General features: G+C 45.7%; 14 protein-coding genes. 8 read left to right on the forward strand and 6 right to left on the reverse strand.

The window, feature by feature from the left end:
* Positions 1-66: 66 nt before the first annotated feature.
* Complete coding sequence (locus AC3RV5_RS12450) at positions 67-717, reverse strand: response regulator (protein ID WP_489727973.1); 651 nt, start codon at positions 715-717, stop codon at positions 67-69.
* A gap of 210 nt (positions 718-927) precedes the next feature.
* Entirely contained in the window at positions 928-3213 is a 2286-nt protein-coding gene (locus AC3RV5_RS12455) for a TonB-dependent receptor (protein ID WP_489727974.1), read from the reverse strand.
* 204 nt (positions 3214-3417) lie between these two features.
* Between AC3RV5_RS12455 and AC3RV5_RS12460 the strand changes: the two genes are divergently transcribed.
* The 4 genes from AC3RV5_RS12460 to AC3RV5_RS12475 are packed head-to-tail and all read left to right on the forward strand — an operon-like array spanning position 3418 to position 7747.
* Positions 3418-4713, forward strand: a complete 1296-nt coding sequence (locus tag AC3RV5_RS12460) for a GntP family permease (protein ID WP_489727975.1) — start codon at positions 3418-3420, stop codon at positions 4711-4713.
* A gap of 20 nt (positions 4714-4733) precedes the next feature.
* Positions 4734-5969: an E22 family MetX-like putative esterase gene (locus AC3RV5_RS12465; protein ID WP_489727976.1), complete on the forward strand. Its 1236-nt coding sequence runs from the start codon at positions 4734-4736 to the stop codon at positions 5967-5969.
* Positions 5970-5972: 3 nt separating this feature from the next.
* Complete coding sequence (locus AC3RV5_RS12470; RefSeq protein ID WP_489727977.1) at positions 5973-6968, forward strand: extracellular catalytic domain type 2 short-chain-length polyhydroxyalkanoate depolymerase; 996 nt, start codon at positions 5973-5975, stop codon at positions 6966-6968.
* An 11-nt stretch (positions 6969-6979) separates the two neighbouring features.
* Positions 6980-7747 (forward strand): 3-hydroxybutyrate dehydrogenase, encoded by a 768-nt coding sequence (locus AC3RV5_RS12475; RefSeq protein WP_489727978.1) that lies wholly within the window; start codon positions 6980-6982, stop codon positions 7745-7747.
* Positions 7748-7833: 86 nt separating this feature from the next.
* Here the strand turns inward: AC3RV5_RS12475 and AC3RV5_RS12480 are convergent, their stop codons facing one another.
* From AC3RV5_RS12480 to AC3RV5_RS12495, 4 genes are read right to left on the reverse strand one after another with little or no spacing between them, the layout of a single operon-like run.
* Positions 7834-8517 carry a GNA1162 family protein gene (locus AC3RV5_RS12480; protein WP_489727979.1) on the reverse strand — a complete coding sequence of 228 codons (684 nt, stop codon included), beginning with the start codon at positions 8515-8517 and terminating at the stop codon, positions 7834-7836.
* Entirely contained in the window at positions 8501-8881 is a 381-nt protein-coding gene (locus AC3RV5_RS12485) for a DUF4810 domain-containing protein (protein WP_489727980.1), read from the reverse strand. The genes AC3RV5_RS12480 and AC3RV5_RS12485 overlap by 17 nt, the downstream gene beginning before the upstream one ends.
* A complete protein-coding gene (locus AC3RV5_RS12490) occupies positions 8878-9192 on the reverse strand; it encodes a hypothetical protein (RefSeq protein ID WP_489727981.1) in 315 nt (104 codons plus the stop codon). Before AC3RV5_RS12490 ends, AC3RV5_RS12485 begins: the two co-directional genes overlap by 4 nt.
* Positions 9193-10155 (reverse strand): CsgG/HfaB family protein, encoded by a 963-nt coding sequence (locus AC3RV5_RS12495; RefSeq protein ID WP_489727982.1) that lies wholly within the window; start codon positions 10153-10155, stop codon positions 9193-9195.
* 364 nt (positions 10156-10519) lie between these two features.
* Between AC3RV5_RS12495 and AC3RV5_RS12500 the strand changes: the two genes are divergently transcribed.
* The 4 genes from AC3RV5_RS12500 (at position 10520) to AC3RV5_RS12515 (ending at position 12159) form a co-directional block, all read left to right on the forward strand.
* Positions 10520-10831, forward strand: a complete 312-nt coding sequence (locus AC3RV5_RS12500; protein WP_489727983.1) for an esterase/lipase family protein — start codon at positions 10520-10522, stop codon at positions 10829-10831.
* A complete protein-coding gene (locus AC3RV5_RS12505; protein ID WP_489727984.1) occupies positions 10822-11340 on the forward strand; it encodes a hypothetical protein in 519 nt (172 codons plus the stop codon). Before AC3RV5_RS12500 ends, AC3RV5_RS12505 begins: the two co-directional genes overlap by 10 nt.
* A 248-nt stretch (positions 11341-11588) precedes the next feature.
* Positions 11589-11981, forward strand: a complete 393-nt coding sequence (locus AC3RV5_RS12510; RefSeq protein ID WP_489727985.1) for a lipase secretion chaperone — start codon at positions 11589-11591, stop codon at positions 11979-11981.
* A complete protein-coding gene (locus AC3RV5_RS12515) occupies positions 11935-12159 on the forward strand; it encodes a lipase secretion chaperone (protein WP_489732150.1) in 225 nt (74 codons plus the stop codon). The genes AC3RV5_RS12510 and AC3RV5_RS12515 overlap by 47 nt, the downstream gene beginning before the upstream one ends.
* Positions 12160-12283: the final 124 nt, after the last annotated feature.

The following is a 12283-nucleotide window of genomic DNA, read 5'->3' on the forward strand; positions in this document are numbered from 1 at the left end:
ATACACAGGTGTGATGCAGACCGATCTGACAAAGATTGAAAATAATGTGTTTTGGACGCCATAGGACTATTCGCTTACGTTAGCACCCATGATTTGTTTGAATAAAACCCCGGCCTGAGTGCGGTTATTAAAACTTAGTTTATGCAAAACTGCCGACACATGTTGTTTAATAGTAGATTCGCTGACATCCAATTGGTAAGCAATTTGTTTATTCAGTAGTCCTTCTGCCATAAGGTGTAAGACTCGGAATTGATGGGGGGTAAGTTGTTCGAGTTTGCTGGCAAATGCCTGATCCTGGTTACCATCTAGTTGGCTGATCTGGTTTAACATATCACCAGGTAACCATTGATCACCGTCCAAAATTTGCCTGACCGCATCGGCAATAATGGGCAAAGGTGTGGATTTAGGAATGTAGCCACTGGAACCAAAATCCATGGCTTTACGCACCATCAGCGGATTTTCATCGGCGGAAACTATGACCACCAAGATGTCCGGATATTTATTCCTTAAGGTCGTTAACCCGGTGAGACCTTCATTACCTGGCATTTTCAGATCGAGAAAGACCAAATCTACGTCCGGGTTATGCTCGAGTAGGGCAAGGGTTTCACCAAAAGAAGCAGCTTCAAGAATATTATTGCCCAATATGCCTTCAACGGCTTGTTTCATGGCGCTGCGAAATAACGGATGGTCATCTGCAACTATAGATTTTGCGTGCATTAGCGGCGCTCAGTTAAGCCCAAGTTTAAACTAAAAATGTCTGCTACCTATATGATATTTAATTAGATTACAAGTTGGCACTATCAGTGAGTAAGCCTTTAGTGTCAAGTTTGATTCAACCGAATAACAACTTATAATTAACAAAAAAGGCAGTCGAAACTGCCTTTTTCTTTTAGATTTTATTCAATCTCGATAGTGTGCCGTCTGGGCCTAAAAACGATAACCCACGGTCAGACTGACAGTACGTGGGTCTCCATAATAACCGATCAAAGTAAGGTCTCCGCCTAGCCCGGGTATATAACCTTCTTCCGCATTACCGCCGACAAAATTGTAACCACCTACCAGATATTCTTCATCTGTGAGATTTTTACCATGTAAGCTGGCATACCAGTCACCTTCCACACTTTGCCAATTGATACTGGCGTTAAGCATACCGTAACCCTTTTCCTGCAACAAATTACTGTCTTCAAACAGACGGTAATCATCACGGTAGTAATAATTGGTGTTGAAGACAAAATCACCCACTTCAGTATTGAATACATAATTAATCGCAAAATTTACCGTGTAATCCGGGGTGTTAGAAATACCCAACAAGGGCGGTACTGCGTTGTTTTCTTCAATTTTTGAGTCAAAGGTACCGACCGCTAAATCAAATGTCAGATTGTCACTGGCAACCAAGGTCAGTTCAGCTTCAATTCCCTGAGCAGACGTGGCAGCCACGTTAGCTAAAAACTGATTTAATACTGAAGCATCATCGCTTGGGATCACCCCTATATATTGGCGGTCTTTATGATCCAATGAGAAATAAGTGACGTTAGCGCGCAGCATGTCCCACCAATCACTTTTCATACCGATTTCGATAGAATCAACAATTTCTGGATCTGCCGCAGGCTCATTGACTGTAGCCCTAGGGTTAAATGTACCGGATTTAAAGCCTTGAGAGTAACTGGCAAAAACCATTAAATCCTGGTTAACCTGATACTCCAGACCGATACGTGGGGTAAAACGTGACCAGCTTTCAGTCGCGGCGGAGTCGAGAACATCGTCGCCATTTGAGTCGCTACCTAAAACTTGTGGCACTAATTCACCGTCTGGGCGCACATAGCCCGGAACCCAACCAGACTCAGGATAAGCCGCCGCAAATAACAAACCATTGTTAACATTTGCCTGTTTCTCTTCGTCGGTAAAACGTGCACCCAAGGTCAAAGAAAGCTGCTCGGTTAAATCAACTGAGCCCTGAACATAAGCGGCAATACTTTCACTGTTATTACAACCCGAGACTTCGCGAGTCAATCCAGGCAATCCCAAGCTTCGACCAAACACGCCTAAAATGGCTTCAAACTGTCCGCAGGATTCACCATCGTAATAATACACACCACCGACCGCTGTATAGCCATCGCCACTATAGTTGGCCTGTAATTCATGGGTCGTGTTTTTATCGTCATATACCGCAGGTACGTCAAAAATATCCAGGGGGGTATTGTCAAAATCGATGTTAGTGGGTGAATAACTTTCCCGTTTCGCGCCGATATATTTAAGGTTCAGATTATCACTTATGTCCCAGCTGGCGGTTAGGCTTATGCCTTCCAATTCAACTTTATTTTCAGTGGGCAAACTGGTATAGGAGTCAAACACGCTGTCGGGCACCGGGGCATCGGTTAGCAGACTAGGCAATAATCGATAGCCGCCTTTGGCATTGGAATCATCATCAGTTTTGTCCCAGTTTAAACGGAAAAACACATCGTCACTCGGCGTAAATTCAAGCGTTAACCGTGCAGCGGTTACGTCTTTGTTGTAGTTTTCCATATCCTGGTCAGGTAAGGCAGAAATCAGATATTCCCCAAAGCCATCGCGACTCAAATCGGCAAAACCAAAACCTACATACAATTTATCTTCTATGATCGGAAACTGACCGGTTACTTTCAGATCCCGCTGGGCGTAGCTGCCTACGGTACCTTGTACGTTTAGCGTTGGATCACCACTCATAGGTTTGGTTACATACTTGATAGCACCCCCTATGGTGTTTTTGCCATACAGCGTGCCTTGCGGGCCACGTAACACTTCGATACGTTCAACATCGAGCAAATCCAGTACTGCACCCTGGGGGCGAGCGACATAGACATCATCTATATAAATACCTACACCAGGCTCATAACCCCAGAGAGGATCCTGCTGACCTACGCCACGAATGAAAGCAGTCAATGTGGAATTAGTCCCGCGGCTATTTTGTAAAGTAGTATTGGGCGAAAACTGCTGGATTTCGGTGAGTACGGAAATACCTTTTTCACCGAGTTCGACAGCACCGATAGACGTCACGGCAATGGGCACGTCCTGTAAGCTTTCTACGGTTTTACGCGCAGTAACTTCGATGCGCTCTAATCCCTTTTTATCCGTTTGATTGGCTTGGGTTTCCTGGGCAAACAGGGCTGACTGGCAACACAGCACAGATGCAACCGCACCTGCGCAAAGTGATTTGGTGAATCTAGGTTTGTTCATAATGTGTCCTTGAATAGCAGTTCTAGTCTGGTTATTTATAGTTATTGTCGTAATCTGCATGCTGCGGTCTAAATAACCTTAATCCAGTTTTGCCTCCCCGTCCTTAGTACCATAGTACTATGGGCATGAAAGGCGCATTGCTACACAATCCTTACATCTTTTTTGTTTGACTGCGGTCACAGTTTAAACTTAAAGGAAAATAACATGCTCAGTTTAATTGGCTTGGTAGGTGGGTTACTGCTGTTAATAGTGTTGACTATTCGCGGAATGAACCTGTTTATTGCCGCGCCCTTGTGCGCTCTGGTAGTGGCATTAACCAGCGGCATACCGATATTTATCGGTGAAATCAATTTTGTTAACGCTTATATGCAGGGCTTCTCAGGGTTTATTGCCGCCTGGTTTTTTATGTTTTTGCTCGGTTCGCTATTTGGCAAATTTATGGAAGACACGGGTGCTGCGGACTCAGTGGCGCAGTTTATCATAACAAAACTGGGGCGCAGTCAAGCGGTAGCTGCGGTGGTTATCGCTTGCGCTATATTGACCTATGGTGGGGTCAGCCTCTTTGTGGTGGCATTTTCGGTGTATCCGATGGCCTTAAGCCTATTTAAAGATGCAAACTTGCCTCGGCGTTTTATCCCCGCAGCCCTGGCGTTTGGTTCGGTAACCTTTACCATGACCTCAGCGGGCTCCCCGGAAATCCAGAACTGGATCCCGATTAAATATCTGGGCACATCACCTTTTGCCGGATGGGAAGTCAGCCTGGTGGTCGCCATATTTATGGCCACTTTTGGTTTTTGGTGGATGCGGCGCATGATCAACAAAGCCCTGGCCAATGGCGAGACTTTTGAACATTGGGCCCAAGACCCCAAAATTGCCGAACGGGACTACCCGCACCCAATAACGGGGGTTATTCCGCTGTTGGTCGTCTTGGTATTGTCTTTTGTTCTACACGATACCCTGCAACAGCTGGCGCTCATCGTTGCATTAGGCGGAGGCGTCTTAACCTTAATGGTCATTAATTTTCGCCATTTCCATAACATGCAAGGCGCTATTACTGCAGGCACCACAGGGGCCCTGGTGGCTATTGGTAACACCGCTGCGGTGGTAGGTTTTGGCAGCATTGCAAAATCAACCCAAGCCTTTCAAACGGCGGTTGAAGTGATGACCCATATTCCGGGTAACGAGCTAATAGGTGCGGCGATTGCCATTAGCGTTATCGCAGGTTTAACCGGCTCTGCGTCCGGGGGGCAAGTGATAGCCCTGCCTTTATTGGCACCCCATTATATAGACCAAGGCGTCAACCCGGAGGAATTGCACCGAGTGGTATCTATCTCCTCAGGCGCTCTGGACTCCCTGCCCCATAATGGTTATGTGGTAACGGTTATCCGGGCTATCTGTAATGAAACCCATCAACGCGCTTATTGGGCCGTTGGGGCGTTGACTGTGGTGGTGCCGGTTTGCGGCTTGGCGCTGGCTATTGCATTATTCAATTTGTTTTAATCACAATGAGACTACACACTATGTATTATGTGAAATCACCACGTTTGATTGCCGGATTGCTGCTTAGTTGCTTTCTGGTTGCCACAGCACAGGCCAATACCGACCAGCTTGCTCTTGTTGAGAAACAACGCTTCGAGATGCAAAATTTTGTGACCTTTGGCGGCAAGACCATCAAACAGGTGCAAGTAGGCTGGGAAAGCTACGGTGAGCTTAATGCTGCTAAGGATAACGTGATCCTGATCACTCATTATTTTAGTGCCACCTCACATGCTGCGGGCAAATACGCCCAGGACGACCCACAAACAGGTTATTGGGATGCTATTATCGGCCCGAATAAAGCCATAGATACCAACCAGTATTTTGTTATCAGTGTGGATACCTTGGTTAACTTAAACGCCAACGATCCCCAAGTGATCACCACAGGCCCAGCCTCAATCGATCCCGATACCGGTAAGCAATATGGTTTAACCTTTCCTGTCGTGACTATCCGTGATTTTGTCAATGTGCAAAAGGCAGTGCTTGAAAGCTTGGGCATACACAAGTTACATGCCGTGATTGGCGCCTCTATGGGCTCGATGCAAGCTATTGATTGGGCAGCAGCTTACCCGGATTGGGTGCCAAGAATGATATCGGTGATAGGCAGCGGCCAGAGTGACGCCTGGACCACATCCTTGCTGGAACAATGGGCCATCCCTATCCGCCTGGATGTTAACTGGCAACAAGGTAATTATTATAATAGTTCGCCACCTACTGCAGGGTTAACGGCCGCATTGATGTTTATTACTCAAGATGCCCTGACACCGGCCTTTTTTATTGCCACCGGCCAGCAAGCATCGATTAACTTCCAAGCGTTAGAATCAGGCCCGTTACATGATATCCGTCAAAGCCACAGCATAGTCAAATGGCTGCATGAGCGTGCGGCCAGTCGGGTCAAACTGATGGATGCCAACCATTTACTCTATCTGGTTCGCGCCAATCAGCTGTTTGTGGCCGGGCATAAACATGACTTAACCAGCGGCCTGGAAAAACTCCGGGCAAAAACGCTGTTTTTACCTTCCAATAATGATTTATTACTCATGCCTTACCTGGCTAAAGACGCCTTTGAAATCCTAAAAAAACAAGGCAAAAATACAGAGTATGACGAACTGGACGGCGACTTAGGGCATCTCAACGGTGTGTCAAAAATCACTCAGCAAACACAAAAAATTAGCGAGTTTTTGGCTGACTACCCCCTAAATTATGAAAAAGAAGGATAACCTATGAAAACAACCAAGTTCGGTATCAACCTCATCTGTATGGCGATGTTAGGGGTGTCGTCCCTTTCGTCGGCTTTACCTAAGCTTAATCTGGATGTGGAACATGTCAGCCTATCGGGTTTATCCAGCGGTGGCTACATGGCCACCCAGTTCCAGCTGGCTCATTCGGATTGGGTCAACGCCGTGGGGATCATCGCTGCCGGGCCTTTTTATTGTGCACAAAATGATATCCGTATCGCCTTAAAACAATGTGTTAATCAGCTCACCAGCCCCATAGATCTGAACGTTTTAAACCAACAGGCGCAAACCTGGCAGCAGCAAGGGAAATTGCCCAGTTTGAGCAATCTTAAAAGCCACAAGGTTTGGTTGCTCAATGGCAGTAAAGACAGCAAGGTTATTGCAGGGGTTAATAATAAACTGGCAGAACAATACCAGCACTGGGTCGCACCTCAGAACCTCACGTATATTAATGATAAACCTTTCGCCCATCTGTTCCCTACCCTTAACACCGGCGGAAAATGCGAGGTATCTGAAACGCCATTTATTGGCAATTGTGGCTATGACGCCGCCGGAGAAATGCTGACATTTATGCTCGGTGAGTTGCAGCCCCGCAGTGAAAACCCTAGGGGAAAACTGGTTGAGATAGACCAACAAGCGTTAGGGGGAGAAGCCGCTGCGAGTCTGGCAGATAGTGGTTATCTGTATGTACCTCAATCCTGTGAAAATGGTACAACCTGTAAGGTGCATGTCAGCTTTCATGGTTGCAATCAAAATGCCGATGCAGTGGGTAAACAATATACCCAAAACACCGGTATAAACAATTGGGCTGACAGCAACCACATAGTGGTGCTCTACCCCCAAACCAAAAGCTCGATGATGTTACCGCTCAATCCCCAAGCTTGTTGGGACTGGTGGGGTTACACAGGGAAAGATTATGCCAATCAAGACGGCCCACAAATTAAAGCCGTAAACAACATCATTCACGCCCTAGCAAAATAACAGGAAATAAAATGCAACCAAGAACAGTATTGATCACCGGTGGTGCCAGCGGCATTGGCTTAGGTATGGCCAAACAGCTGGGCGCCAGTGGTCACAAAATTATTATTGCCGATATGAATATGCCGGCGGCACAACAAGCCGTGGCTGATTTAGCCGCTACCGGCATTGATGCCCGCGCCGTGCTGCTGGATGTAACAAAAGTCGAGCAAATCGCCCAATTGCCAGCCCAATTACTACCGGATAAAGTCGATGTATTGATCAACAATGCCGGTATTCAGCATGTGGCAAAATTGGAGGATTTTCCCGCTGACAAATGGCAGCTGTTGATTAATATAATGCTGGTGGGCCCTGCCCTGTTAACCCAGGCATTTTTGCCGTCTATGCGCCAGCATAACTTTGGCCGCATCATTAACGTAGGCTCAGTGCATTCCCTGGTTGCCTCACCGTATAAATCGGCTTACGTTGCAGCCAAACATGGGTTGTTAGGTTTTGCCAAAACCGTGGCACTGGAAACCGGTGACTGTGATGTGACGATCAATACCCTATGCCCGGCTTATGTGAAAACCCCACTGGTAGAAAAACAAATAGCCGCTCAAGCCAAAGAACATGGCATGAGTGAGCAAGACGTTATTAACAAGATCATGTTAGAGCCCATGCCGAAAAAATCCTTTATCGACATTGATGAACTCGCAGCCAGTGCGGCGTTTTTAATGCAAGATACCGCACGTAACATTACCGCCCAAACCTTAGTTTTGGATGGCGGGTGGACGGCAAGATAGCAATTTTCGTATCATGACAATGAGGGAATAATTAAAAAAGCCTGACATTACTGGGTAATGTCAGGCTTTTTTTTGGGCAACGTTTACTACTGAGCAACTTCTTTGCTTGCTAACGCTTGATTGACGACCTTATCACCTGCGTCTATACCAAAGCGACTATGATATTTACCTACAGGTAAGGTGGCAATTACCGATTGATTTACTTGATGGGCAACAGGCACATAGTCAATCATTGCAGTGGTGATCGCAGTACTAATAATATCTGCGATCAGATTACCGCTGTTGCCGGAAGTATTAATCACAACGACGTTGCGGTACGTCCACAACAGTTGCTTTGTAGTTGTAGAGATCAGCTCAAAATCAGCTCCAACCGTCACGTTACCGCCGGTCACATAATAGTTAGTATCCCATTGATTTATGGTAACGAATAGTACTGAGTCAGCACCAAACATAGTCTTAAACTTGGCAACATCCACGTTGCGCAGTTGCTCACCGTCGCTAACGCCTTCGTAAGCGAGCATCATCTCCACCATCGGAATAGGCATAACATAATAGCCCGCTTCAGCCAGAGGCTGAGCAATAGTGGTTGAATACAACTGTGGTGCATCTGCAGCTGTGGAGCGATTTACTGCCGGTACCACAACAATCGCGTTGGTACCTTCTTGATACATGTTTGGGTAGGCTTCACCTTTGGTTAAAAATGTTGGTGCTACGCATCCGACCGTTTGCAAGGTCAGTACCACAATCCCTAATCTAGCTAGTCGCTTCATTTACTGCTCCGTTTTTATCCATTAACTCTAACAATACTTCAACCATACGAGAAGATTCCGGGAATAAGGTTTTTTCCTGTTCCAGTAACGCTCTCGCGCCCACTAGGTTATTTGCTTCGAACTCCATTTTAGCCAATTCGGCATATATTCCTGGCGGTATTTTTTTATTTTTGTGCCCAGCATTATTAATAATGTCTAAAAGAGCATCTTTATGAGCCCTGGCTGTTTTGTCAGACGGTTCGTGTTTAAGCTCGTAGGCAGACTGGGAATAATCACCCCAGTAATAAAGCGATTTAGAGGTGGCACAACCCATTAAGGTCAAAATACCAACTGCAACAACAATATTTAAAACATTTTTAATCATGGGACTATTACCTCAAACACATTTCCGTTAGTGACATATATTTTGCGTTTAACTAAGGTTTTGTCGTTCTTAAGGACTTCAATTAAATGCGTACCCGGTTGCACTTCGAATTTTGCGACATTTTGGCCGTCTAATTTAAATGTATCGACCTGAGTTAGGTCGATTTTTTTGTCATCGATAATTAAAATACCATTTTCAAAGTCGCCCGTGAGCTGCAAATACGCTTTATCATCTAACTGTTTTACTTCGGAAAAATTTGTACTACATCCAGATAATAGGATGGCAAACAAGCATGTAATGATAAGTTTCATCTAGTTTTGCTCCTTAATTTCGCGCACAGCCAAGGTTGAAAATGCCGTTGCATCAACCGCGCCGTCAACAACATCAACCAAAGACAAGGCGTTTTGACCTTTGCCAATGAATGATTTCACTTTAATAGTGGCAACACGGTCGCTAGGCAGCTCGATCATCATGCCGGTTTGAGGATTTTCAACTCGTTTTCCCTGAGCAACCACGGAGAATTCGTCGCCAAGCTTGAGCCCTTGTTCAACACCGCCTGTCATCATAAACATACCGTTCTGCTCACCAACCAAATAAGCTTGCCAAGGGGAATCCATTAAATTTTCTACGATATTACTTACCAATTTGGAAATCGCTGCTGATATTGCACCGTCATCAAGGCTACTGTCATAGCCAGCGGTTTCACCCACGCCAAACACACGATTTGCTTCAGCGCGCGCTTCACCTGATGCTTCTTGTGAGTAAACAACTTGTCCGGTTTGGGTATTGATCAATCGAACATTAACAGTGGCAGAGGCGATTTGAATTTTGTTGCGACTAAAAACACCGACTTCGCTGTTGGTAGCGCGGCCAAATTGTGAAATTGAGCCGACGATGAGAAAGTCGGCACCTACTTTTTCAAGCGTACTCTGACGGATCTTATTTTCCGCTTCCAGTTCATCCATTTCCTGACGTTCCAGCATAATAAATTTCTGAGTATCAGTTAATCGACTGGACAATATATCCGCTGCTTGTTTACCTAATCTGTCACCTTTGTTATCTACAAAAAAGCTACTGCTGCGTTTGGTTTCATCGGAAAAACGTGAGATTGCCACGACTCGCTTTAACCCTAACTGCTCTTTCGTTACTAACGTTGGGCTAACAATCGGCGTAGAGCTCTCAACTTTGTTAACCTCTTCCCGGGTTGCACTTGTGCAGCCCCCAAGTGTCAATCCTATGGAAAACGCCATAGAAAATAATGCAATCCTTTTCATAATATCCTCAAATAGTTTTTGTTATTGTTTAGTTACGTTGCGAAATAGATAAAGAATTAGGCGGGGTGTGAAACAACGTCTGGTTCCATCAAACATCACAATCGTGCTAGCAGACTACCAAAAATCAGGAGTAAAAGAAAAGCCTTTAAATTCATACAATTAACCCGACCTCAATACCGCGCGCAATATCGCCGCCTAAATCATAGTTTTAGATGGTGGGTGGACGCGAGGTCGCTGCGCTTCCAGTTGGGGCACTCTGAAACATATATAAGAGCGTGCTGCGCACCGGGTTCGTCTCAGCTTTAGGCCTAACCAAACCCGCCATTGGATTAATAGAGATTAAACGTAAAATAACGAGAAGCCCATGACCCTAAACCTTCTTAGTTTTACCCTGCTTACCCTGTCACTGCTGTCGTTTTCGGCCATAAGTTCGACTTGTACCAAAACCAAATACCCTATAGTGCTGGTGCATGGCTTGTTCGGTTTTGATGATGTGTTAGACCTAGATTACTTCTATCGCATTCCTAATTCCCTGAATAAAGACGGTGCAAAGATGTTTATCGCCGCAGTATCGGCAGCCGATCATTCAGAAGTTCGCGAGGAGGAGTTACTCGCCCTATTAGAATATATACTCGAGTTGAGCGGGGTTAGCAAAACTGAACTTGATTGGCCATAGCCATTGTGGGCCTACAGCACCCTATGTTGCTTCGGTTACCCGTGTGGGTGGCCTTTACTAGGACACCCCGGTGGCTGATTTGCTCAGAAACAAGTACCCCCGGGGGCATCTTTGAATCCATTTTGTATGGCGTAGTCAATAGTCTGGCGGGTTCGATTGTCTTTAACCAAAGATATTCGGAAGAGCTACCGCGCAATCCTTGCGGTAATGGCACTATGTTAGAAGGCATCGACGTGGCATATTTCTCTTGGAACCGCACCTGGCCCGTCACCAACGTTTTTAACCCGGTCGAAGCCGCTCTTTCGATCATCATGCTATTATTTGGTGAGCCAAACGACGGATTAGTTTCTGCCGGTAGCAGCCACTTGGGCTATGCAATAAAAGATAATTACAAGATGAATCACCTTGATGAAGTCAATCAAATTTTGGGGATCCATCACTTGTTTGAAACCGACCCCATTACCCTGTATCGCAGACAAGTAAATCGTTTGAAAAACATGGAATTGTGAATTTTGATGTGGGAATTGAGCGTCGCCTGTTTAGTGCTAGCACCAATTCCCCATTCAGCAGATTACCCAAGTTGACTCCAAACTGCTCGATGCGACTGGGCCTATTGCCAAAGTGCTACCTGGCGCGGCGCTACAAAAAGACGACTCTCTCATCGCGGCGTTAGCGATAATAAGCCCGATTGGTTCGGTATATAGCTCAACGACAGGTTAGACGGCTTCAGCTCGGTATACGAACAGAGGGGAAATTAATGTGGCAAGCGCTCAACCAGCAATGTCAGTTGTTCGACGATTGTCCGGGACTATCGGAGTTATTCACTCGTTACCTGACACACAAAAAAGCGTTACAGGCTATAGATGGCCCTTCGCCCACAGATACAGAAACTTTTGTTTGGTGTCTGGATGATTTACTGCTTGTCCGCGGACAACACTTCACACCTACTGCGTGCGACACGCTCTTTAGTCGTGAACAGGCCTGGGGCGAAGCGGCGTTGCAACCCTTGCAAATCAATCAAGACCCAACCTTAAAAAAGCAGCAAAATAGACTATTACTCGTATCACCCCTCAATGCCTTGCCGGGTCCTTTAAAGCTCCCTTCTGCAATTACACCAACTAGCCGTCGAGTCTGGTCCACAAGCCGCTGATCGTCTTACCGAGTTAGCTCATAAACGAAAAAACTGGCAGCTCAGGGTCGATGATTGCCAACGCCAGGTAAAGAGGTTAAGCCGCGAATATACGGCCAATCAGCTAATCGCTGAAACTCAGGCGCTTAAAACTCAGCTATTTAACCACAATGAACAAAAACGTCTGGCGGTGTCTTAAGGAAATTGAGCAGGAATAGATTAATACTGATTTAACGCTAGGATGCTTAAATAATTAAGTAATGAAACACTATCTGGTAATATAAAAAGTTCGTTGCAAAACAGACTTATCTCTAAAACAATTA

Source organism: Paraglaciecola sp. IT1134 (assembly GCF_058068185.1).

Excerpts from the sequence above, each read along its gene's own strand:
- AC3RV5_RS12450 (WP_489727973.1), bottom strand. The coding sequence starts at position 717 with ATGCACGCAAAATCTATAGTTGCAGATGACCATCCGTTATTTCGCAGC.
- AC3RV5_RS12455 (WP_489727974.1), bottom strand. The coding sequence starts at position 3,213 with ATGAACAAACCTAGATTCACCAAATCACTTTGCGCAGGTGCGGTTGCA.
- AC3RV5_RS12460 (WP_489727975.1), top strand. The coding sequence starts at position 3,418 with ATGCTCAGTTTAATTGGCTTGGTAGGTGGGTTACTGCTGTTAATAGTG.
- AC3RV5_RS12465 (WP_489727976.1), top strand. The coding sequence starts at position 4,734 with ATGTATTATGTGAAATCACCACGTTTGATTGCCGGATTGCTGCTTAGT.
- AC3RV5_RS12470 (WP_489727977.1), top strand. The coding sequence starts at position 5,973 with ATGAAAACAACCAAGTTCGGTATCAACCTCATCTGTATGGCGATGTTA.
- AC3RV5_RS12475 (WP_489727978.1), top strand. The coding sequence starts at position 6,980 with ATGCAACCAAGAACAGTATTGATCACCGGTGGTGCCAGCGGCATTGGC.
- AC3RV5_RS12480 (WP_489727979.1), bottom strand. The coding sequence starts at position 8,517 with ATGAAGCGACTAGCTAGATTAGGGATTGTGGTACTGACCTTGCAAACG.
- AC3RV5_RS12485 (WP_489727980.1), bottom strand. The coding sequence starts at position 8,881 with ATGATTAAAAATGTTTTAAATATTGTTGTTGCAGTTGGTATTTTGACC.
- AC3RV5_RS12490 (WP_489727981.1), bottom strand. The coding sequence starts at position 9,192 with ATGAAACTTATCATTACATGCTTGTTTGCCATCCTATTATCTGGATGT.
- AC3RV5_RS12495 (WP_489727982.1), bottom strand. The coding sequence starts at position 10,155 with ATGAAAAGGATTGCATTATTTTCTATGGCGTTTTCCATAGGATTGACA.
- AC3RV5_RS12500 (WP_489727983.1), top strand. The coding sequence starts at position 10,520 with ATGACCCTAAACCTTCTTAGTTTTACCCTGCTTACCCTGTCACTGCTG.
- AC3RV5_RS12510 (WP_489727985.1), top strand. The coding sequence starts at position 11,589 with ATGTGGCAAGCGCTCAACCAGCAATGTCAGTTGTTCGACGATTGTCCG.